We start from the raw sequence: 23,249 nt of genomic DNA, 5'->3' as shown, positions 1-23,249 counted from the left end.
GGAAAACCGGCCGTTAGCGGGCCGTGAACGTCTCGGAATTTTTTTGAGCCAGTTGGAAGCACTCTTCACACACCACCGGCTCCGGCAGCACCTCCACCGGTTCAGGCTCGTGTTCCCAGGCAAATTCGGGCAACGACAGCGGCAGCGTCATCAAGCGCCCCGCCGCTTGCGGTTCGCTTTCGCCGGGCAGTTGCGGGGGTGAATCGCGGGCGGGGTTCCGGGGATGGGCACGCCGCCAAGGACAATCAGGCTGCTGCTGAAGATGCCGGCGGGCGTCAGCACCAGATGCTGGCCACCACAGCTGAGCGTGAGTTGGGCGCCGGCGTCGATCACCACCTGCGCCCCCGCTTGTACTTGAGCGCTTTGTCCTGCTCGAACCACAAAAGTGGTGCCCGCCTGGGTATTGATGCTGCCCGCGACGCTCAGCGAGTCATCGGCGTTGAGCTGGGTTTTGCGCACACCGTGGGTGGTGTGGTGTTCTTCGGCGTGAAATTCGCGGTAGGCGTTGGCTTTGACGTGAGTGCGCTGTTCGTTGTCGACCTCAATGGTGTGGTCGTTAAGGGCGTGGGTCATGAAGTCGCGCTGGGCTTGCAGGAAAATGCGCTCTCGGCCTTTGCGGTCCTCGATCTCCAGCACATTGCTGCCACCACCACCGGGGTAGGAGAGCGTTTTGAACACGCTTTGGGTTTTGTTGGCCGGCAGTGGGCTGGGCACGGTATTGACGGTGTTGAACAGGCAACCGGTGACGATGGGTGAGTCCGGGTCTCCTTCGTCGTAGCTGATCTGCACTTCCATGCCGACCCGCGGAATGATCTGGCTGCCGTAGCCTTTGCCGGCCCAACTGCTGGCAACCCGGACCCAGCGGCTGCTCTGCTCGTTGGCCGATCCGGAGCGGTCCCAGCGCAAGCGAACTTTCACCCGGCCGTATTCGTCGCAGTAAATCTCTTCGCCCTGGGGGCCGGTGACGGTGGCGGTCTGGCTGACCAGCACCAAGGGTTTAGGGTGTTCAAGGGCCGGGCGAAACGTCACGCGCTCGGGGATGGCCGTAAACGTATTGCGGTAGCCCTGAGTAAAGCCATCGGCAGCCGCTGCGGGGGCTTGGCTGCGAAAGGCTTCCATCACCTGCGGTTGTCGGCCCCGGTGCTTGATGTCCAGCAACAGCCAGGCGGCGTTCCAGTCCGCCACCAAATGATCTTCGAGGGTGAACACGTGCCCGCTGAGCAGCATCGGTTGGTCGCTGGTGCCTCGCGCCAGACGGGCGTCGACCTGCAAGCGTTCAAGGGCCTTGATCGCCAGCCAACGATTGTGTTCTTGGCTGGTAAAGGGCGCGGGGTAGTCGAAATCTTCCAGCACCTGAAAGCGGGTCCAGGTTTCAGGGTCATAACCTTTGAAGGCCACATCCATGGACTCGTTGGAGGTAACGAAGTCGTACTGACGCCGGGTGACCCGCGACGGTTTGCTCTGCACCCCGACACTGAACGACTTCACCGCCACGGTTTCGGGGTTGAGGCCGTTGTCCGGGGCAAAGGTGATGGGGGTGGGGAAGAGCTTGAAGCCTTTATTGGTGTCCGAGAACACCACGGTGTGGTGGTTTTGGCTGTGTTCGAAGTGAAAGTGGATACCCTCTTCCTCACACAAGCGTTGGATGAACTGTAAGTCCGACTCTTTGTATTGGGTGCAGTATTCCCGTGGCTCGAACGCCCCCACGACCTCGAGGCGATAACGGTCAGTCAGAATGCCGTGTTCTTTCAAAACCTCGGCGATGATCTCCTTCACCGTCAGGTGTTGAAAGATGCGCTGGTTCGTGCGGTGGCTCAGGTAAAAAAGTGTGGGCATTAACTTGAGGTGGTAATGGGTCATGTTCAGGCGCGTCTCGCCTTGCACGAACTCGTGAATCACCCCATGAACGCCATAATCCTGCCCATCGTCGAAACACAAATAGGCCGATTTGTGCAGGTAATCGTCCAGGTCCAGGAAATGGCAGTTGATAACCACGTCAATCTCAAAACAGTAGGGCTGGTTGAGGGATTCCTTTCCGGAGAACTCGAACACCTGCAGGTCGTACCGCGTTGTTTGCTGGGCGACGGTCAGGGTGAATTTTTTCTGAGTGTTTAGAATCGGCATGTACGACCCTCATTGTGTAAGCCAAGAATTCATTGGCGAACATGCTTGCTCAGGTCGACCGCCGTCGTATGTAGGACGCGTCCGCATCCACCTTAGGAAATGTCCCAAACATCGATTAATAAAAAACCGCCGGTGTGAACGCGGCGGTTTTTGAGGGTGATGGGGGGTTATTGGCAAAGCGGCTAACCTGGTTCGACACATAACCCTCTCGCCAACAAGTTGGTATCTACAGGCGGTTGAACGGCATGCCTGTCGGGCCGAGTTTTGGTGTTAGTCCTGTTTTTCGGCGGATTGGCAGTGTAGGAGTGCGCTTGCCCGCGATCGGCTGCGAAGCAGTCGTAAATCAGGTAATTCGGTTTTTGCAGTTGAATCGAGTCAGTCTATTGGGACCGCTTCGCGATCAATCGCGGGCAAGCGCTCCTACAGTTAATAGATGTAATTCAACAAGTTATGTGTTGGCTGAAGCTTCACAGGTGTTTGGTGGTTTTCCTAAAACCAAAACCAGGATTGTGCGGGTGGAGCGGCTTTGAAACTGTCGCGCAACGCCGCTGCGTCAATCTTGCGGTTTTTGGGTTTGAACGCTAAGGCAGTTTGCAGCGCTGGCCAGCAAATTTTGGGGAGGTATTTGGGTTTTTTCAGGTGGCGATTTAGTTTTTTGTCACGGGCCTCTAATGCGTTCAGTCGTTGATAGGGATGCTTGCCGCTGGCCATTTCAAACAGGACACACGCCACGGCATAGACATCGGCGCTCATGGACAACGGTCCGCCTTCGAGCAGCTCCGGCGCGGCGTAAGTGGGTGTCCAGGCCTTGAAGTTTTCGCGGCTCAGTTGCGGCAGCCCTGGCAGCACGTTATCCAGCGTCTGCCCGAGACCGAAATCAAACAGGCGCACACGGTCTTCGGTGAGCATGACGTTGCTGGGCTTGAGGTCGCCGTGCAACACGCCTCGGTCATGGGCGTGGGCCAGTGCGTCCAGCAACTCGATAGCGATATCCCGCAGTTCTATCCAAGGCACGCCAAGCGGCCGCTCGCAGAGCAACCGGTCGAGCGGCAAGCCATGCATCAATTCCATCGTGATGAAGGCACGCTGACAGGCCGAGTCGGTCTCAAAATCGAACACTTGAATGACGCCGGGGTGACGCAGGTGCCGAGTCAAGGCGAACTCGCGATAAAGCAGCGCATTCGCGTCCGGTGTTTCAGCGAATGCGTCGCCGAGGATTTTCACCGCAATATCGCCGCCCGCCGTATCGAACTGCTCATGCAACAAATCTCGCGCCCGATACACCAAGCCCATGCCACCCGCACCCAGCAAACGCTCGATGCGATAACGGCCAGCCAGCACGCCGGGTAAAGGTGGCAAGGCGTCGGTCATTGGCTAATCACTATGGCAGTCAAATTATCCCGGGCGGTGCCACCTAATACGTCAGTGAACAGGGTGTGCATTGACTCAAGGCCCAAGGTTCTAAGCAGCACCTCGTTGTTGAGGCCCTCATAAAAACCGTCGCTGCAGAGCAAAAATACGTCGTCCGGTTGCACCTCCAATTCCACTATTTCCAACTGGAGCTGATCACTGGCACCGATGGCGCGGGTCAGGGACTGGGAATTGGGTTGCAGGCGTGCTTTTTCTGGGCTCATCTTCTGTTCATTGATCAGTTGCTCAAACAGCGAATGGTCGCGGGTCAGTTGATGCAGGTGGTGGTCGCGCAGCAGGTAACATCGGCTGTCGCCCGCCCAGACGCACGCACCGCGCTTACCTTCGATGAGCAGCGCGACGACCGTGCTGCCCATGATCTTGTCTTTGTGCTCCGGGTTGATGGTCAATTCTTGGCTCATGCGCCGGTTAAGCCAGTGCAGGCACTGGCGCATAGCAATCATCCGCTCGTCGAAGCTGCCCGCTTGGGGCAGATCGGCGAGGTGGGTGACGATCAATTGGCTGGCGATGTCGCCGCACTGATGACCGCCCATGCCATCGGCGACCACCCACAACCCGAGCTGTGGACAGTCAAGAAAAGCGTCTTCGTTGCGCGTCCGAACCTTGCCAGCATGGGTGCGGGCCACGCTGCGCCAGGGCTTCAGCTGATTCATCAGAGCTGCGCCGGCAGACGGAAGCTGCGCAGGGCAGCCACATCGAACGGGTTAGGTGAGCGCTGGGCGAGCAACAGGTAGTTAGCGCGCAGGCCACCGACATCGGCTTTGAGAACCATCACGTCGCGGCCTTTCAGGTACTCGGTCTGCATCAAGTCGAGCAGACGGAACAACGACCATGGCCCGGTGTTTTTCTCGATGCCAATGGGACGTCCGACCATTTTTTCCAGCACCAGGCTCGTGCGCCCGTCTTCGGCATCGGTGGGCCAGGTGAAGGACATCGGCACGATGGGGCCGTGGCGGTATTCGAGCTGTTGGTTGCCGAAACGGAATTCGGCGCGGCTCACGGTCGGGTCCAGGGTGTAGGGCTCAAGCTTGAATTGCACCTGTGGTTCGTTCGGGTCATGGGCGAAGAAGCTTTGGCGGATGACTTGCACATGGCCCATTTGCGCCAGGTATAACCGCGACATGGGCAGGCTGCGGCCGTCGATGCTGCGCAACCGGTAGTTGCCCGGTGTGCCGCTGACGAAGGGCCGCATGTAGTTGTCGAAGAAGCGGTCGGCAACACCCTGCGCTTTGAAGAACTCGCGGAAGTCGCTGATGGCAACGTCGCTGGTGCTGTGGGCGTTGAAAGGGTAACGCTGGTGCAGGGCTTTGCTATAGAACTCGTGAAGTTCGCTCTGATAACGCTGATTCAGGTATTGATAGGCATCGCTGAGGACAAGCATCCAGGTGTCTTCGGCCAACACGTCTAGCCAACCACTGATAGGGCGCGGCAAGCGGCTGGTTGCTCCGCGCAAACTGTTCAGCGCATCACGCTGGCCGTTCATGCGCAGCTTGGCCATTTCGTAGGCCGCTTGGTCCGGCTGGCTGGAGCGCGCCAGCGTGGCGACTTGCAGTTGCAAATCGTTAAGCGCTTGTAGTGTCGGCATCAGTTCCGGTGCCGGGCCGTTGTTGGCGTCCAGCAGTTGATGCAACGGTTCGAAACGGCGTTGCATGGATTTCTTCGCCGTGTCTGGCAGGCTCTTGGCGAGTGCGCCTTGTGCCTGGCCGGCTGCCGCAGCGGCGACTTTGCCCAGTGCGCCGAGTTTGCCGCCCGCATCACCGGCCGCATCGGCCAGTTGCTCGACACCTTCAGTGAGATCAGGGAAACGGGTGTTATCACGCACTTCGACCAGCAGTTGCAGTAGAGGCGAATTGGCGGCAATCAGCCCAGCCAGTTGGCTCGCGCCCTCACCCGCGCTGCCGAAGGGTTGCAGGCTGATCTGGCCAATGGCTTCGCCCCAATGGTTGGCGTAGTCGCGGAAATACAGCTGCTCCAATTCGACCATCAAACGGCGCAGGTCCATGCCGCTGATGCCCGCACTTTCACCCAGCACCCAGTTATCACGCAGGATATCGTTCACCAGACTTGCACCTTGGGTGGTGAAGAACTGTTGATAACCGCGTTGGGTGTAGAAGCCCGGAATCAGGTAGTCGGTGCCGCGAAATACTGCGCCCTGCGGACCCAAGTGCTGGCTGACACGGTAATCCGGCAAGCTCTTGGCTTGTTCACGCAGTGACCGATAAACCACAGCGGCTTGAGATTCGGCCTGTAACACCTGACGTGCCTGGGCCACTAAGGCGTCGTTGAGCGGGTAAGTAAATCCGTGGGCAAGCAGGCGACTGAAGTGCTCGCCCAGGCTGTTTTGCACCGAGGTGTTGCCCATGTAGCGCATCGACCAATCGGTGGCGACCCAGTCTTTGAGCCACGTCGAATCGCGGCGCTCGGTAAGGTTGAGCATCAGGTATGCACGCAGGCTGCCTAAGAGTCGCTCGCGGTCGTTCATGTTGGCGCGCACTTGCGCTTCGAGGGTCCGGGCTACGCGGGGCAGCAGTTGTTTTTGCAGTTCGCGTTGGTAAGCGTCATCCAACACCGGGTGGCTGAGCTCACCTTGATACAGCCCGCTGCGTTCGTGCAGTTGCACGTCGCTCAGGGCCGGGAATACAAGGCTGGCAGCGTAACCGGTATCCAACACCTGAAGCGCCGCCATGGCGTCGTCTTGCGGCGCCAATTCGACGTGTTGTTTGGTGAGGTTTTGTGCGAACTCGCGCAGTTGTTCCAGGCGACCGTGGTTAGCGGAGAAACCGAGGGCCCAGAGCAGGCCGAACAGCCCCAGTGCTGCGAATGAGGTCACGTACAGCGCACGTTGACCCCAATGGATACGGCGGCGCTCGCGTTTGTTGAGCCCGGCAAGTTCGGCTTCGGGGAAGATTACCCGGCTGAACAAATGGTTGATGAATCGGGCCGACCCGGTAAATAACGACTGTGGTGTAGTGTTTTTTTCTTTGCCGTCAGGGGTTTTAAGCGGCTGAGTGGCGCTGGTCAGATAGAACCCGCGAAGTCGGCTGGCACGCTGGTAGCGATTGCCGCCCAGGGCTTCGTGTACGAAGTCGCACAGGGCTGGACCAAGCACTCCCAACGCATGGGGAAAATCGAGAATGACTGCGCTTCTTTCTGCCGTACGCTCTTGATGCATACGGGTGATTACTTGGCTGTTGAGGCGCTTCAGCAAGGCCTCAAACTCCCCACGCAGCACTTGCCGGTCATTGCCGTTTTGATCATCGGCGAAGGTCGCGCCTAGCACTTGATCGCTTTCGTGCTTCGTCAGTTGATCGAAAAACACCCCAAAACCATTAATGTCGTCAGTTTTGCTGAGTATCAGATACACCGGCAAGTCGACCTTTAGCTGCTGGCGGATATCCTTTAGCCGCTCACGAATTGAACTGGCAATGGCGCTGCGGTTATTCGGCGTCTGGTGGTCACCGATGATCAATAATTGGGCAGGGATTGTTATCACAATGCCGTTGAGTGGCCGGTTGCGTCTTCTGGCACGCAACAGGCCGAGCAGACTTTTCCAAGTGCTTTTATCGACGCTGCTTTCAGACGTTAACGCAGCTCCCCCGGTGTCGATCAGGACACCGTGTTCGCCGAAGTACCACTCATAAAACGTGGGCTCTTGCTTAGCTTTGTCGTCAATATCATTAAGGGGAAATTCTAAACCTGAGCGCTTCAGCAAGCTGCTTTTGCCGCTCTGCTCTGGCCCGATCAGCAGGTACCAAGGCAATTCGGAACGCCAGCGCTCACTACGCCCGCGGTACAGGCTCGCAGTTTTGAGAGTTCTAAGCGCTTTTTTGAACAGCTTGCGCAGGCGCTTTTCTTCACTCTCTATTTCCTGTGCAAGGTCGAGGCGGGCTTTACCATCGTCGCTTTCTTGCGCCTGATTTTTGCGGCGGGTGCTTAGCCAACCACTAAAAACAACGAACAAACCCCAAGCCAGAAACAACACACTGATACTCAGCAAGCGATGGCTTGAATCTTCCCAGAATTTGTAATCGTCTACCGCGAGCAGCGGCCCCAGAAACCAAATCGCGAGGGCAGCCAGCAGCACCAGCAATAGCGTCCACACCCAGGTTTTACCGAGGAAGGCTGCCAGTTTTTTAAAGAAAATTTTCATCGTGCATTCCTGTCCTGCAACGGCAGTTGGATCACTGCCGCATCAAGCTGACGGTAAGGTTCAAGAACGGTCTCGCGCTGCTCACTTAACACCCAGGCGAACCCGGAATACATGACGGCCAGACACATCAAGGTAAACAACGCCACCAACCACCAAGGAACGATGCGTACCAGGTTGCGGCGCTTATCCTTGAGGCCGTGCCAATGCGGCGATAACTCTCGCGGAACGTCGCCGCGCAGGTGGCGAATGGTTCGATAAAGGCCGTCGCGGGTGTCCTCCAACTCAGCCTTTTCCTGCGTATTGACGCCGTACTTACCTCGGAACCCTAACGCTAGACATAAGTACATCAGCTCAAGCAGGTGCAGGTGCTTGACTGGGTTGCGGTTGTGGCTGGTTAGTATCTCGAAAAATTTTTCGCCGCCAGAGGTTTGCTGATGCTGCTCAAACAAAAGGGTCTGAGTGGACCAACTGCTATCTTTTCCTGCGTCAGTTTGCAGTACGGCTTCATCAACGAAAGTACACAGAACGTATGAGGCTTCATTGGTCAAATGGCTTTCGGCACCCAGCTTTAACGCTCGTGACTGGTACGCCTGGAGGTTTTCCAACAGCGTTCTATTGAGTTGGTCGAAGTTCGCCTTGCCACCTTCGCGCGTGAACGTCGATATTGCAGCTAGCAGAGGAGCTGCTGCTGCAATCAGCGGATTGATATTGGCACTGTAAGTGTTGATATCCAGATTTTGTGCGGATTGTTTTTGTTGTGCATCCAAGTCTGCGGTCTGTACCGAACTAGGCATGCCTGTTACTGGGTTGGAACCAAGGGGAGCGTTGCTCCCGTCAAACATATTGGTTACATCCGTGGCCATCCCTTCACTTATATCGCTCATTTCTTGATCGCCCAAAAATTCAACTCAAGGTCTGGAATCTCGCTCGACACATGGAATGCAAAGCCGCCGGATCGTCTAAGCTGGGTCAGTTCCTCGGTCGTCAAGTCAACAATGAAATAGGCTTTGTTAGCGTGGAACGCGAGCTGTCGGGGGGCGACGGGCAGCGGTCTGATTTTTATACCCGGCAGGTGCAAATTGACCATGTTGCGGATGGTTTCCACCGAGCCAACCTTTAGTTGTGCAGGCAAACGATTACGCAGTTCTTCCGCGCTGCAATACGCACTCGCCACCAGCACAAAGGAAGACGTGTCGAAATGCGCGTGATCGGCCACCATGGCCACCTGAATTCCATACTCGTGTGGCATGAGCGGAAGCGGCGTCGCATGCTCTTCCAACACCATGGTCATCAAATGTTTGAAAACGTTAGTCAGCGCTTCAAAGCTTTGGCTTAGATCGCTGTGCACATAGCGGAGCGTCTTCGGCGTGCGTCTATCCGTACCGGCAAACGTCGATAACTCGCCCACCACCGCCAGCAGCGTGCGGTAGAGCTCCTCCGGGTGAACGTGTTGCAGTTTTTCGTAATGCTGCAATATCAGCTGCGTGCGGTTCATCATTTGCATCAGCATGAAGTCGCCGACTTCGGAACCACCCGCTTTGCCGCTGGCGCTGAGCCGTTCGGCCAATGCGGCACAACGGGTATCCACCAGAGCGATGGCTTCGTTGAGGCAGCCCGTCAGGTAAGTCGAGGCCTTCGCGTGAAGGACCGTCGGCGCGAAATCACCGTTAAGCGTTACGCCCCCGTCCGCCGTGCAATCCAGAACTTCACACAGTTTGAGTTTCACAAAAATCTGGTCGCTTTGCTGCTCACCGACCAGCAAGCGGAAATCCGGGCGGCCACATTGCACTTGGCTGGCAATGCCCTCCCCGGCATTCGAATTGGAAATAGGGGCGTCGTATATGGAGTAACGCGCCAGTACGTCTTTGTCTTCGTCCGCCCGGGCTTCGATGTGATTGCCGGTCACTAGGGGCAGCGCCAGGTAAACCGGTGTTCTGCCAACATTGGGTGGCACCTGGATCATCAACGGCTCGACGCGGCCCTCCAGATTGAACAGGCTGCCGTCAGGCAAAATTCCGGTGGCCCGACTGACAACAACCTTGCCTTGCTTTAATGGATCCGCCTCAATCCCCAGATCTAAAAAACCCCACATGTAGCGGCCTAACAACTGCGTGCGGGTCTTCATTTGGTAATCGTAATAGCGGTCATTGTGTTGGAAGTGTTGCGGGCGCAGGAGCATGCCTTCCCGCCAAATGACTTTATGAGCGTTCAAGGTCAGTCTCCTGCTGTGTTGAATGAGGCTAAGGCGTTATGGATGCCAGCTTGGTCCAGGCGCAAGGTTGCGTGGGTGCGTTCGGTAGGCGTCAGTTGAACCACGTAGCGCCACTTGGTTTCTGGCAGGTCGCGGTAGGCAGCGAGAACGCCGACGTAACGGCTACCGCTGTCGACGCTGAGCTTGAGGTCGAGGCTTTCGCCGGGTCGTAATTCAAGCTCTTCGCTGGTCACCAGGTCCGGGGTCAGGGTTTCTTTCGGGCGTTCGTACAGGCTGAAGAAGTCTGCGTTTTCGAAGGCCACGGGATTTTTCAGCTCGATCAAGCGCACGACAATCGGAGAGGGGCGCCCATTCAAGTCCGGGTTGAGCTGGTCACTGGCGGTCAGCGTCAAATCCAGCTTGGTCAGCGTGGAATACGGTGACAGCGTCGAACAACCGGCCAACAGCAACAGGGCCGCAAGAACTGAAAGGGCTTTGAAACAAGAAACGTGAGAGCAGGACATGTGCGTCATCCTTGAGGGTCGGTGTGAAGGCTGTCGATTAGACGAACCTGTTCTTCATAGGCTTGGGCGAAGTCGCGGGCCAACAGGCGTTCGCTCCAGTCATCGTCTTGGCCAAGCGCCTGGTGATAACGCCCATAAGCACGCCACAAACCGCCGTCGGTGGAGAACAAAGGCCGGTGCCCGTCGCGCTCAAGGCGCAACGCCAAGTGTGGCGGTGAGAAGTGCTCCAAGGTGCTGCGCAAGGCGGCGCGGCTGGCGCTGAGCATGGCCACTTGGTGGGCTTGCAAGTCATTGAACGAGCGATTGATCGAACGCTCGGCATGCGCGCGTGATTGCGGGTCAAGCAGCAGCCCTTTCACTGCATCGCTGGCGGTGGCCGCGTGCTTGATCGGGTTTTGCCGCGTGTACTGTCCAGTGGTCAGTGCCAGGCGCAGTTCGTTTTTCAACTCCGTGCGCGTGCGCAGGCTTTGCTGCAAATTGTCGATGCTGAGCTTAAACAGGCGGGCCGTTTCCACCGCCAACGCTTCGCGACTAGCTTGGTCGAGGTTATCCACGTTCAGGCCGAGCGCTTGGGCGAAACGCTGCCAGAAGGCCTCGTTTGGATCGGGTAACGGAGTGGGTTCAGGGATCGCTTCGGGCTCTGGCGTCGGCGGCACCAGCGTCGGCACGATCAAGTGCTCACGCTGGATTGGCGCGTAATCCGCGCACTGTTGCGGTTCGAGAGCCGGCGTGTGCAAGGCGGACGGTTGTTCTATAGCAGCCATGGGCAACTGGCCGAAATTGACATCCTCCGGAATGATCAGCGAATTGGACTCAGCACTTTTGCGTATCACCTGTGCCCGAATGTCGAAGGGTCCAATCACGTACATGGCACCGTGGTCGATGCGCACAGTGGTGTCTTTAACCACGCGCTCACCGGTGGCTTTCAGGCGTACACCATTGGTGCTGATATCGCGCAGGAAAAAGTGGCTGCCGTTAAAGCTGATATGCGCGTGTTCGCGAGATACTTGGCTGCTGGGGTCGACGATCACCCAATCGGAGAACGCCTGACGGCCAATCGCGCCGCCCCTGGGCTCAAACACACAGCGCAATTGCTGCGAAGGCGCAGCGTGTTCGGTGTTCACTATTTCCAAAATCAATTGCATGTTGTGCTCCTTGCAGTCATTTGCCGCGGTTAACCACCTGAGGGTCACCGAGGGGACGATAAGTGTCGTCGCTGAATTTGTAGTTGCCGCCACAGCCGCCGAGGCAGCATGAAACGAGCAGCGTCAGCAGGATTGCTGGCCATTGACGAACGAACATCGGTAGGTCTCCACGGTGTGCAGGCGGTGCTGCAAGGAAAGGGTTAAGTGAGGTCGACATAGAGCGCTCAGAGCGAAACATCGCTAGAGCGAATATTCAGGCGTTCCATGCGGTACAGCAGCGTGCGGCGCGCCAACCCGAGCTGGCGGGCAGCCACGGTTTGATTGCCACCCGTTTTGCGCAGGCAATCGAGCAACAGGCCCCGCTCGATCTGCTCCAGACGAGGGCGCAGGTTCAAGCTGCTATCGCTGGGTTCCAGGTCGCGACGCAACACGAAATGTTCGGGGAGTAGTACGTCGCCGTCGCAGAGCAAAATCGCTCGTTCGACCAACGCCTTGAGTTCGCGAACATTGCCGGGAAAGGCGTATTGGCAGAGTTGGTCAAACGCTCCATCGGACCACTTCACTGGGTCACGCTTGAGAAAGGTGCAGGCGTGATCGGCGAAATGGCGCGCCAGGTCCAGCGCGTCGCCTCCTCGATCACGCAGGGCGGGCAGCTCGATAGGGAATTGCGCGAGACGGTAATACAAGTCCTCGCGAAAACGCCCGGCGGCTACCTGTGCCACAAGGTCGCGGTGAGTGGCGGCGATGATCCGGACGTCGATTTTGTGAGTGTCATTGGAGCCCAACGGACGGACTTCGCCCTCCTGCAACACACGCAACAGCTTGGCTTGCAGTGACAGAGGCATGTCGCCGATCTCATCGAGCAATAGCGTTCCACCATCAGCGGCATCGAACAGGCCGACACGGTCACGGTCGGCGCCGGTGAAGGCGCCTTTGCGGTAGCCAAACAGTTCACTTTCCAACAGGCTCTCTGGAAACGCGGCGCAGTTTTGAACGATAAATGCCTTGGATCGACGCGGGCCATTTTCGTGAATAGCCCGAGCAACCACTTCCTTACCGGTCCCGGTTTCGCCCAAGAGAAGGACGGTATAAGGGTTGTTCAGCACTTTGCCCATCAAGCGACAGGTTTCGCGCATGGCTGGGCTTCTGCCAATCAGTCCATAGCCACTGGCCATCGGCACGGCATCGGTCAGGGATGAGGACGTCTCGATGAGGCGCCTCGAACGCTGCAACAGACGCAGTTGCCCGAGCACGAAGGAACCGAATTGCCCCAACGAGTCAGCGAACCCCTGAAGTTCGAGATGCTTGCGGCTAGCGCACACCAACAAACCGCTGACGGCGTTGTGTTGATCAAGCAACGGCACACACAACAACGATTGCCAGGGGCGCGGACCGGCCGGAAGAAATGTCGTCTCTTGCAAGCTGGCGCTCAGGTTGCACAGGCTGACCACCTTGTTCTGACATAACGCGTACTGCAGCAATTGCTCGCCGTCATAGTCCGTCGGCAAGCTGGACGCGGCACGCGGCTGCAACAGCCCCTGCCAGTATTCCGCATTCAAAACGAGACGGGTGTGGGTAGCGTCCAGCAGATACAACTGGCTGATTTCACACGCACTGAGTTCGACCGAAGCTCGTACGAAATCACCTAACAACGTCGCGCCGTCAGCCGCTCTTGAAAGCCGAGCGAATTGCGCCAACAGGTCATGGGCATAACGCAGCGGCTCAGGCACTTGTGAAAACATCACGACCACCTCATGCGAATTCACACGTGACAGCGTCATGCTCGTCCAGGGTAGCGTGGACGCTTTTGAGTGTTTCGCCGCTGGCCATGGCATCGAGCAAGCGGTCCGCCACCAATGGCAACACATGTGAGTCCAGCAAGTAATCGATAAGACGCGCGCCGCTGTCACTTTGGGTGCAGCGCTGCGCCAAGTGATCGACCAATATCTGAGAATGGCTGAAGCCCAGTTGACGCCGCGCCAGCCGTTCACCCAGACGCTGCAATTTGATCTCGATCAATTCGCGCAGCACCGGGCCGCTGACCGGGTAGTAAGGCACCACCCGCATTCGCGCCAGCAGCGCCGGCTTGAAATGCTGGCTGAGCACTGGTCGAATGCTCTCCTCCAGGACCTCGGCGGTTGGGCGATTGCCGTTGCGACACAACGCCTCGATGCGGTCGCTGGCGAGGTTGGATGTCATCAGGATCAACGTGTTGCGGAAGTCGATTTCACGGCCTTCGCCGTCGTTGACGATGCCTTTGTCGAAGATCTGGTAGAACAGGTTCAACACATCGGGGTCGGCTTTTTCCACTTCGTCGAGCAGCACCACTGAATAGGGTTTCTGCCGCACGGCTTCGGTCAGCATGCCGCCTTCGCCATAACCGACATAACCCGGTGGCGCACCGATCAAGCGAGAAACGGTGTGTTTTTCCTGAAACTCGGACATGTTGATGGTGGTGATGAAGCGATCTCCGCCGTACAACAAGTCCGCCAGCACCAGCGCCGTTTCGGTTTTTCCGACGCCACTTGGCCCTACCAGCAAAAACACTCCGACCGGTGCATCAGGCTTGTTCAGCCCGGCTGCGGTGGCGCGCATCGAGCGGTCCAACGCGCTTACAGCTTGGTCTTGACCCCGAATACGTAGCCTTAGGTCACTGGCAAAGGTGCTGACTCGGGTGTTGTGCTCTCGCGCCAATTGCGCGAGCGGCACACCGGTCCAAGCACTGATGACTTCGGCGACTTGACGCGGACACACTTCGAAACTGACCAGCCGCTCGACCGCATGGGCAGCGCTCAAGGCGCCATGAACACTGTGCAGTTCGGTCTCGAGCGCCTTGAGTTCAAGCGCGTTGGCTTCACTTGAATCGCTTTCGCCATCGCGAGCGAGGGCCAATTGCTGGCGCAGCTCAAGCAAGCGCTCAGCCAGTTTTCGTTGCTCATCCCACGATTGTTCTACGATGCGCTGCTCGCCCTCGGCCTCTTCAAGACGGCCTTCCAGCGCGTTTAATGCGTCTAGATCGATGCGTAATCCGACCTCGGCATCCCGACGTAATGCATGGCACTGACGCCCGCCTTCGGCTAATTCACTGCGTAGTTTTTCCAGGCGTTCGGGCGGTGTCGCCAGACTGATGCGCACACGAGCGCAGGCGGTATCGAGTACGTCCACCGCCTTGTCTGGCAGGAGACGGCCCGACAGATAACGCGCGGATAACTCAGCGGCAGCCACAACCGCATCGTCACGTAGATAAATGCCGTGACTCTTCTCATAGATAGGCGCTAACCCGCGCAGTATCGTGATGGCCTCGGTGACTGTCGGCTCATTTAGCCGAACAGGCTGGAAGCGTCGCGCCAGCGCTGGGTCTTTTTCAAAATATTTTTTATATTCAGCCCATGTCGTTGCCGCAATCGTGCGCAACTCACCACGGGCCAGTGCTGGTTTCAATAAGTTGGCGGCATCGGAACCGCCTGCTTGCCCGCCGGCACCGATCAAGGTGTGGGCCTCATCAATGAACAGCGTGATCGGCTTGGGCGACGCTTTGACTTCGTCAATCACGCCCTTAAGGCGCCGTTCGAACTCGCCTTTGACGCTGGCGCCCGCCTGCAACAAACCCATGTCCAGCGACAGCAGTTCGACACCTTTCAAGGCTTGAGGCACTTCGCCTCGGGCGATGCGCAACGCCAGTCCTTCAACGATGGCAGTTTTGCCGACACCGGCTTCGCCGACCACGATGGGGTTGTTTTTCCGACGGCGAGCCAGAATATCGATCATCTGCCGGATCGCGTCGTCGCGGCACAGCACCGGATCAAGCTTGCCTTCCCGTGCCTGCTGGGTGAGGTTGTGGGTGAATCGGGCCAACAGCGACTCGCCGGGGGCAGCGGGTTTTCCAGCCGCTGGCTCTGCTTGTTCAGACAGCGCGAAATCACGCAATCGGTCAGCATTCAATTTAGCCATGAGCGGCTGGTAACGGCTGCCTGCGTAACGCATCGGGTTGCGCAGCAATGCCAGAATCAACGCCGCCTGTCCCACATGACTTTGTCCAAGCTCCAGCGTGGCAACCAGCAACGCGTCTTGCAGCCATTGCACCAGTTCGGGCGCGAACACCGGATTGCGAGAAGCACTCTGTTCATCTCGCGGCTGCAGCGCAGCAGCTAATTCTCCGGCATCGACTTCAGCGTCCAGCAAGGCCCGGCTTAATAAGCCTTGGGGCCGTTCCAGGAGTGCCAGCAACAGGTCTTCAATCAGAATTTTGCTGCCGTTGCGGGCCACGCACCGTTCGGCGGACCCTTCCAGCTCTCGACGGCTTTCAGCGTCCAAGGCCTGGATGAGTTGTTGCAGGTCTACGTTAATCATAATCAGGCGTCCTTAATGAGTTTTGCTGCCGAGGGTGACGATGCCATCGGCATATTCGCGTCCAAGCCAACTGGTCCAGCCGAGGCGGCAGGGGTTCTGTTCGTCGAGGCGCAGCTCGTGAATTTCTTCATGGCGCAGTACCAAACGAATGTCGTAATCGAGGGGGTCGCGCAGGGTGAACCGCACCAGCGCGCACAGCGGCTGATAGCCGGATCCGTTGGGCAGGAAATCGTGGAAGTGTTGCCAATCCAGCTCGCGGATGTGCACGCGGAATTTGCTGCTGCGATCACGCACGTACTCACCCAACACCAGGTCTTCGCCCAAGCGACTGTTCGCCATGCCCAGCCGATTGCGTTGCTCATCGCGAATCCGTACCGAACGCTCGATGCACTGTTCAATGGTCAATTCGGCGTGCTTGAAGTAGTAACGCAAAACGGATTCGATAAGTGCGGCGGAGTGGGCACGCAGGCTGAGCAGACCCAAATAGGGCAATAGGCGCTTCCAGTTCAGCTCGGTAGTCTCGCGTATCGCCTCGCTCCCAAGCCCAATCAGTGCGAAGAGGTTCGCGGAAAATGGGTCCACGGCCCCGAGTTCGAAACGGGCGTGATAGCGATATTTGCGCCAAGTGGGCAGCAGCAGACGTTGCAACCGATGATGAAACAAGTCGAGGAAATCACGGGTCGAACGCCCCCTTGTACTGTCCTCCTCCGCTTGCTCGCCATAAAAGGCGGGCAGCGGAGAACCGGCGCCTACCAGGCTGATCATGTTTAGACGCACCCGTGCGCGAAGCCTGCCCCGCTCGTTGAAGAACTCCACGCTATCGATGTCGCTGCTGGCAAAACCAAAGCTTGGATTCGCCTGAAACTCCACCAAATCGTAAAGCTGCTCTTCGGTCATTTGGGGGTTGGAGTCGCGCAGCCGTGCCATGACCTGAGGCACGGCCTGAAAAACCGAATATTCGCGTATAGCCAGGCTCAACCCGCTTAAAGCAGGGGTTGCAGGCCCATTCTCGGTGCCCATTGGTACACCTCCCCTTGTGTGCTTTGCACATGTAGTTCGTGGTACGAATTGAGGCTGGCGTAGAGCGCAAAGAACTCGTTGAGAATCGAGGCAAAGAGAAACAAATCGCCTTCGCCGACATAGCTAGTTGGGTCAATCAACAGTTCGGTGCGTAAGCCACGGACGGGCAGCCCGCGATGCAACCGATCAACGTGCTGATGGCTGATGGACTTCAGGCCGTCGAGTAGGGTTTTGCTGACGTTGCGGGCTTTTTGGTCGTAATAACGCGGCAGATCGTAGGTTTCGAGAATGACCTTCAGCGCGTTGACGTTGGCCAACGACACGTAGTTCAGGGACATGTTGCTGATCAGCTTCCACAGGAAGTCGCGGTTCAGCGGCGGGGCATAACTGGACGTCGGCACGAGGATGTTGCGGAAGATCAGCGTTTCCGAGGTTTCTTTGCTGTTAGCAATATCGCCAACTTTGAGCCGGCGCGGAAGGTTTTGATTGGTACAGGTCAGGTCCACGGAGACCGTCGAAAAACGATCAATGTCTTGAGTGCCAAAACTCAGGTAAGTATCTACGCCTTCATGGGCCATGGACGGTCGCTGTCGAACGCTGTAATGCGGAGACGCATTACCGCCGTCGAAGCTGGAGTCATGCTCGAAGGACTCAAATGGCACAAAATTATTAACCTTCCCGCCGCCCTCGCTTGCCGCCACGGCGTCAACGGAGAAAACGCCACAGTGACCTCGACTCGATTCATGTGGAAGCAGAAGGTATTCGTCCTCCTTCGCGTCGAAACGGATAGGTACTGCATCGTGCTTGAACAGGTTAACGATGGGCGTGCAATACAACTTTACGTTGTCGACCGTCGGGCGCTGGCGCTCCATACCGTTTTTGGTGATGGAGAACTGCAGCTCGATGCCTGTGGTGCCTTTGAGAATGTCTTCCGACAAGCTTTGAAGAGCATTCAGACCAGAAATATCAACGAATAGAAACTTCTCTTGAAACGCGAAATATTCCTGGAGGTAGCGATAACCACGGAAGGTATTCAGCGGGTAAGGAATCAGTGATTCTTCTTCTGCAAAACCGACAGGCTGGATGCAGTTAGCAGGTAGCGTTAGCACAACATCCTCGCGGCGCTGAGTCAGCAGGCTATCGACGTCATTGCCCAGAAGATGCACCTCAACACCACCCAGATAACGCAGCAAGCTCAGATAAAGCGTCTGGCTAATGTAGGGCATGCCCGCAAAATGCAGCCTGAGACGGCTCAGCTTCAAATCTCCCAGATGGCCATTACCGGAAACTTCCAACCGCAGTGTCAAAAGCGCGCCTTCGCCGTTCTCTGAGTAACTCAAGTCAGCCAGTTTCAGCGCCTGAACTTCAGTGGCATAACACGTACGAAAATTACAGCTCACCCCTTCGACCGGCTTGCCTTTAACTAGGGTATCGCGGGCAGCTATGATCGCCGGGCCTGCTTGAGCCAGCGGCTCAAACTGCAACATGCTGAACGAGGGCAGCGGGCGCATGTAGTTCGGCCACAGCAGGTACATCAGCGAATGCGTCAGCTCGGGCAAATCATCTTCGAGCTTTTCTCTCAAACGCCCCGTCAGAAACGCAAAGCCTTCAAGCAGACGTTCCACGTCGGGATCGCTTCCGCCCTGTCCCAAAAAATGCGCCAACGCCGGATTACGCTCAGCGAAAACACCGCCCAACTGACGTAACGCGTTCAGTTCGCTTTGGTAGTACTGGTTAAAAGACACGGGCGATGAGCTTCCTGCACGAGTGCTGTGTGATTGGGGTAAAGCGTTAGGCGTGCTCCGCTGGAAGGTTCCACGTGGAACACGCTGGTATATGGGTAGAACTTCGTTACTTGACCGTGATGTGTCCGCCACCAGTCAACTTGGCGGACAACAACACCGACGACTTGATGCCATCCACCTCCAACTGGGCTTCAATGGAGAACCCAAGTTTCAGAGGGTTGACGCCATTGGGCGTGGAGACGAGCTGGACTTCGCTGAGGCGCGGTTCGTAGACTTCAATGAAGCGCTTTATGACCTGCGCACCCTGAGTCAAGGCATCGTGGAGGCTCACGCTCATATTGTTCAGATCCGGCATCCCGTAGTCGGGCAGCGCTAGTACGCTGCCCGCACGGGTACTGAGCATTTTAGACAGGTGGGCAGTTACCGAATCCCTGGTGGCTTCCTCGCGGTTTTTGCTTTGCTCGGCAGGAGCTCCACCAAGACGTTCGAAAAGACTGCCGTATGTCGTCATGAACTATGCCCTGCTCACTCTTTTTCCAGCTTGCCGACCAGCGACAAGGTGAAATCTGCGCCCATGTATTTGAAGTGCGGCCGCACGTTCAAACTAACGCGGTACCAGCCAGGTTCGCCTTCAACATCAGTCACGATGACCTGTGCAGCTCGTAGTGGGCGGCGCCCCCTAACATCAGCGCTTGGATTTTCCTGGTCAGCCACGTACTGACGAATCCACTTGTTCAACTCTTGCTCAAGGTCGGTGCGTTCTTTCCAAGAGCCCAGTTGCTCGCGCTGCAACACTTTGATGTAGTGCGCCAGGCGATTGATGATGAACATATACGGCAGCTGCGTGCCGAGCTTGTAATTCAATTCGGCTGTTTTGCCTTCTTCGCTAATGCCGAAAAGTTTGGGTTTTTGCACCGAGCTGGCGGAGAAGAACGCCGCGTTATCGCTGCCTTTACGCATGGTCAGAGAGATAAAACCTTCCTCTGCCAATTCGTACTCGCGGCGATCAGATACCAGCACTTCGGTCGGAATTTTGGTCTCGATTTCACCCATGCTCTGGAAGTGATGCAACGGCAGATCTTCCACGGCGCCGCCGCTTTGGGGACCAATAATGTTCGGACACCAGCGGAATTTAGCGAAGCTGTCGGTGAGTTTGGTGGCGAAGGTATAAGCCGTATTGCCCCACAGATAATGTTCGTGGCTGTTGGCTACATTTTCTTTGTAGACAAAGCTTTTGACCGGATTTTCTTCGGGATCGTAGGGGTTACGCAGCAAGAATCGCGGCACGGTCAGGGCGACATAGCGTGCGTCTTCCTGCACCCGGAAGCTCTGCCATTTGGAAAAGTGCGGGCCTGAAAAGTGGTCCTTGAGGTCTTTTACGTTAGGTAAGCCTGTGAAGCTTTCCAGTCCGAAAAATTGAGGGCCGGCAGCGGCAATAAACGGAGCGTGTGCCATGCACGCAATGCTGGCGACGTACTGCATGGTCTTAACATCTGGCGAGCTGGGCGAGAAGAAGTAGTTGGCAATAATTGCCCCCACTGGCTCACCGCCAAACTGTCCGTATTCAGCCGTGTAGACGTGCTTATAAAGCCCGGATTGATTGATCTCCGGCGAATCTTCGAAGTCGTCCAGCAAGTCTTGCTTGGAAACGTTGAGGATCTCGATTTTGTTGTTTTCGCGGAAGTCGGTGCGATCCACCAGCAATTTCAGCCCACGCCACGACGCTTCCAATGCCTGGAAATCGACATGGTGAAGAATCTCATCCATTTGAAGACTGAGCTTGGCATCGATCTCGGCGATCATGCGATCAACCATCGCCTTCTTGACTGGCTCGCCATCGTTTTGCGGTTTTAGCAACTCTACGATGAACGCCGCCACACCACGCTTGGCAATGCCGTAAGCATCATCACTGGGCGTCAGTTTAGTCTCCGCAATAATCCGGTCGAGAATGCCGCTCTCTGCTGTTTCGGTGGTATTTTGGGATGAAGCTTTGGTGCTCATAATATTGGCTTCCTGTGCGTTAACGGCTTAAGCGTCCGGTTTTGCAGCTGCGTTCATTTCAAGCTCGCCCAGCACTCGGCTGCGCGATTCGTCGTCTTTTAGAACGCTTTCGATTGCTTTGCGAAAAGCCGGCGCATTACCCAATGGCCCTTTCAGAGCGACCAATGCATCACGCAATTCCATCAACTTTTTCAGCTCTGGAATCTGCTCGATCAGGCTGGCCGGGTTGAAATCCTTCATGGAGTCAAAGGCAAGGTTGATCGCCAGTTCATCGGAGCCACCCTCGTCTTGAAGACGGTTCAGTACGCTCAGCGTCATGTTGAGTTTTTGCTTGCTCAGCACCTCGTCGAAGCTGTTTTTGTCGATACTGATGGGCTTGCGGTCTTCAACCTTGCGTTCATCTGCTCGATGGGTGAAATCCCCCAGCACCATCAACTTCAGCGGCAACTCAATCTCCTCCTGAGCGTTACCGGTCGCCGGTTTGAACGTGACGTTGATGCGTTCCTTGGGGGCTATGGAGCCTTCTTTGGCCATGAGTTTTCTCCTCTACAGTGATGACCCGAAGGCCTAGGGCAGTGCGACTTCGATATCGAGGTGGCAAAGCCGTTGAAAGATGTCGTCCTTGCGCTCGCGCAACAGGGCGTTCTGTGGCAACAACTCGCAGCAGCGGTACAACAGATGCAAAACTTGCAGTGCGAGGTCCGGCTCCCAGGCCGCAAGTCCGGAGCTCAATAATTGTTGATCGAGGATTTCAAGCTGAGCTTTGGCCAAGTCGTATTTCTTGGCCTGATGGCACAAGCGAGCGAGGCTCAGTTGCCAGAAGAACCGCACCCGCCCTCCCTGAGCAGCCTGTAGCCCCTGCTTGAGAAGTTGCACGGCAGGTTTGAGCCCATCCCTTCGCAAAATGGGCAACGCCTCTTCGTAAGCCTCTTCCCAAGCCGCGTGCTGACTGTCGCTTTGTACTGTCATCGGCGAGCTGGCAGCTTGGAGATGCACTAAAACGTGGGCGCTGATCCAACTACGGGTTTCGGCATCGGCGAAGGGCACGCCGTCATGAAACTTCAGATCAACCACTGCGGGCAGGCGCTGTAAGAACAGTGAGAACTGCAACTCCACTTCGCGCATGGCGAGGTCCGCGTTAAGCCCCTGCTGACACTCCCAGGCCATACGCTGACCGTCGAACCAGAACGGCGATGCAGAAATACTTGCCTCAAGGTCCACCAGCAGATCGGCGTACGCCCCTTGAGAAAAGCGGTCCTGATAGGTTTTTAGTTTGTCTGCCGGCGGCCCTCGCAGCGCGGTGACCTGCTCAGCGTTGCGTTCGGGAAGCGTATCGATAGGCAGCCACAGCAATGTCCGGTTGAGGCGCAAAGCGCGAATGTCGGTGGCTTTCTGGCGCAACCACCATGCACACAAAGTGCGGGCATTTTCCTGCTGGCCACGCAGCGCTTTTTGCGCTTCTTTCTCGTTGTTGACGGGTGAACCCGGTGCAAAGAGTTGGCTAGCCACCTGTTTGATCTGCGCAACAGTGGATTCCACGGGGCCGGGCAAATTATTAACGGCGCGATCAATCATCAGCTTCAGGCGCCGACACAGCGGCAACATCAAAGGCGCGTCATCCGCCAGATGCAACGTCAGCAATGTTTCCAGCCCATGAAGGTATTCCAGCAGCAGTTGGAACAAGGGCAATTGCTCCTTGATCGGAACGCTCTCCACCAACACCTGATCCATACGTGGCAACAGCCAACTGAACGCTGCTGCACGGGTGCGCACCTTTAGCGGATGAACCGCCTGCCAATGGTGCTGGCACAGGTGATAGAGCATGCCGACGCCCGCCATCAAACCGGCAAATGATTCCTTCTGGTACAACGCCCACACCAGCCACGCCCCTACACGCAGGTCTTTGGACTGGGTTTGCAAAATCGCTTCGCTCAGGTCAAGCACCTTCTGCCAGTCGACCTTCATGCCCTCTTCCATGGACTGAGCTTTGTTGAGTTCAAGCTCCAGCGCTTCGTATTCGTTTGAAAACCGGATGTCCTCGCCGCAGAAGTTGTCTTGGGCGATGGGCGTTTTAGCCACAACAAGGTAATAGGCGGAGCGTGCGCTTGAATAGGTCATCCGAGGCAACGGTCTTTAATGCAAGCGTAGTCATGCCGAAGTGCATCAGCACTTGGCGGAGTTGTATCAAGATGATTGGTTGGAGTTGCGTTAAGCACGTTACATTTATCGTACGTCATACTGGGCACCTCGGGCGATAGGTCGGATGATAAGAGCGATGAAAAACTAAGTCTGTAGGATTTTTTACTTTCTAATGTCGGACGAGTCCGGTGAAATCGCCGAAACTTCTTACAGCGGCTGCCGATACTTGCAACTCGCTGTTGTCTGTAGGAAATGTCCTGCATAAACATCGGAAACTAGAGCTTTATAAATAGCGTAAATCCACTTGTCTAAAGCACTTAATCGTCGTATTTTTCCGCAACCAAATTATTAGTACATATGTATCTATACACTGACTGCCTGAACTTCAGTATTGGGGCGGTTACACCTATAGCAGCCTCATTTGTCTTA

At 56.6% G+C, this 23,249-nt stretch carries 18 protein-coding genes; all 18 read right to left on the bottom strand.

Translation table 11 applies throughout. From position 1 onward, the window contains the following. Positions 1-13 precede the first annotated feature (13 nt). The 18 genes from RHM59_RS17110 to tssA all read right to left on the bottom strand — a co-directional run bounded on the left by RHM59_RS17110 (position 14) and on the right by tssA (position 22,799). Positions 14-151, bottom strand: coding sequence for a hypothetical protein (locus RHM59_RS17110; RefSeq protein ID WP_322224824.1), 138 nt, complete (start codon positions 149-151; stop codon positions 14-16). After that, on the bottom strand, positions 151-2,124 hold the full coding sequence (gene tssI / locus RHM59_RS17105) for a type VI secretion system tip protein TssI/VgrG (RefSeq protein ID WP_322224822.1): 1,974 nt from the start codon (positions 2,122-2,124) through the stop codon (positions 151-153). Before tssI ends, RHM59_RS17110 begins: the two co-directional genes overlap by 1 nt. Positions 2,125-2,613: 489 nt before the next feature. After that, entirely contained in the window at positions 2,614-3,495 is an 882-nt protein-coding gene (locus tag RHM59_RS17100) for a serine/threonine-protein kinase (RefSeq protein ID WP_322184509.1), read from the bottom strand. Continuing rightward, positions 3,492-4,208: a PP2C family serine/threonine-protein phosphatase gene (locus RHM59_RS17095; RefSeq protein ID WP_322224820.1), complete on the bottom strand. Its 717-nt coding sequence runs from the start codon at positions 4,206-4,208 to the stop codon at positions 3,492-3,494. The genes RHM59_RS17100 and RHM59_RS17095 overlap by 4 nt, the downstream gene beginning before the upstream one ends. Continuing rightward, positions 4,208-7,705 carry a type VI secretion system membrane subunit TssM gene (tssM, locus tag RHM59_RS17090; protein ID WP_322224818.1) on the bottom strand — a complete coding sequence of 1,166 codons (3,498 nt, stop codon included), beginning with the start codon at positions 7,703-7,705 and terminating at the stop codon, positions 4,208-4,210. The genes RHM59_RS17095 and tssM overlap by 1 nt, the downstream gene beginning before the upstream one ends. Continuing rightward, positions 7,702-8,589 (bottom strand): type IVB secretion system protein IcmH/DotU, encoded by an 888-nt coding sequence (icmH, locus tag RHM59_RS17085; RefSeq protein ID WP_416195099.1) that lies wholly within the window; start codon positions 8,587-8,589, stop codon positions 7,702-7,704. The genes tssM and icmH overlap by 4 nt, the downstream gene beginning before the upstream one ends. After that, positions 8,586-9,917, bottom strand: coding sequence for a type VI secretion system baseplate subunit TssK (gene tssK / locus RHM59_RS17080; RefSeq protein WP_322184505.1), 1,332 nt, complete (start codon positions 9,915-9,917; stop codon positions 8,586-8,588). The genes icmH and tssK overlap by 4 nt, the downstream gene beginning before the upstream one ends. Positions 9,918-9,919: 2 nt before the next feature. After that, positions 9,920-10,420, bottom strand: coding sequence for a type VI secretion system lipoprotein TssJ (tssJ, locus tag RHM59_RS17075; protein WP_322224815.1), 501 nt, complete (start codon positions 10,418-10,420; stop codon positions 9,920-9,922). 5 nt (positions 10,421-10,425) lie between these two features. Continuing rightward, on the bottom strand, positions 10,426-11,565 hold the full coding sequence (gene tagH, locus RHM59_RS17070) for a type VI secretion system-associated FHA domain protein TagH (RefSeq protein ID WP_322224813.1): 1,140 nt from the start codon (positions 11,563-11,565) through the stop codon (positions 10,426-10,428). Between the two features lie 16 nt (positions 11,566-11,581). Next, positions 11,582-11,722: a type VI secretion protein gene (locus tag RHM59_RS17065; RefSeq protein WP_322166789.1), complete on the bottom strand. Its 141-nt coding sequence runs from the start codon at positions 11,720-11,722 to the stop codon at positions 11,582-11,584. 67 nt (positions 11,723-11,789) lie between these two features. After that, positions 11,790-13,307 carry a sigma-54 interaction domain-containing protein gene (locus tag RHM59_RS17060; RefSeq protein WP_322166790.1) on the bottom strand — a complete coding sequence of 506 codons (1,518 nt, stop codon included), beginning with the start codon at positions 13,305-13,307 and terminating at the stop codon, positions 11,790-11,792. A 10-nt stretch (positions 13,308-13,317) separates the two neighbouring features. Then, complete coding sequence (gene tssH, locus RHM59_RS17055) at positions 13,318-15,921, bottom strand: type VI secretion system ATPase TssH (protein WP_322286718.1); 2,604 nt, start codon at positions 15,919-15,921, stop codon at positions 13,318-13,320. A 6-nt stretch (positions 15,922-15,927) separates the two neighbouring features. Further along, positions 15,928-16,935 carry a type VI secretion system baseplate subunit TssG gene (gene tssG, locus RHM59_RS17050; protein WP_322184502.1) on the bottom strand — a complete coding sequence of 336 codons (1,008 nt, stop codon included), beginning with the start codon at positions 16,933-16,935 and terminating at the stop codon, positions 15,928-15,930. Then, complete coding sequence (gene tssF, locus RHM59_RS17045; RefSeq protein WP_322166792.1) at positions 16,899-18,680, bottom strand: type VI secretion system baseplate subunit TssF; 1,782 nt, start codon at positions 18,678-18,680, stop codon at positions 16,899-16,901. Before tssF ends, tssG begins: the two co-directional genes overlap by 37 nt. Positions 18,681-18,786: 106 nt before the next feature. Next, positions 18,787-19,191, bottom strand: a complete 405-nt coding sequence (tssE, locus tag RHM59_RS17040) for a type VI secretion system baseplate subunit TssE (protein WP_322166793.1) — start codon at positions 19,189-19,191, stop codon at positions 18,787-18,789. A 14-nt stretch (positions 19,192-19,205) separates the two neighbouring features. Further along, positions 19,206-20,681, bottom strand: a complete 1,476-nt coding sequence (gene tssC, locus RHM59_RS17035) for a type VI secretion system contractile sheath large subunit (protein WP_322166794.1) — start codon at positions 20,679-20,681, stop codon at positions 19,206-19,208. A gap of 27 nt (positions 20,682-20,708) precedes the next feature. After that, a complete protein-coding gene (tssB, locus tag RHM59_RS17030; RefSeq protein WP_322166795.1) occupies positions 20,709-21,215 on the bottom strand; it encodes a type VI secretion system contractile sheath small subunit in 507 nt (168 codons plus the stop codon). A 33-nt stretch (positions 21,216-21,248) separates the two neighbouring features. Beyond that, a complete protein-coding gene (gene tssA, locus RHM59_RS17025; protein ID WP_322166796.1) occupies positions 21,249-22,799 on the bottom strand; it encodes a type VI secretion system protein TssA in 1,551 nt (516 codons plus the stop codon). Positions 22,800-23,249 lie beyond the last annotated feature (450 nt).

The organism is Pseudomonas sp. MH10, assembly GCF_034353045.1.
Classification (GTDB): domain Bacteria; phylum Pseudomonadota; class Gammaproteobacteria; order Pseudomonadales; family Pseudomonadaceae; genus Aquipseudomonas.
Note: the sequence above shows the minus strand (reverse complement) of the source record. Positions and strands in the feature narration are given on the sequence as shown.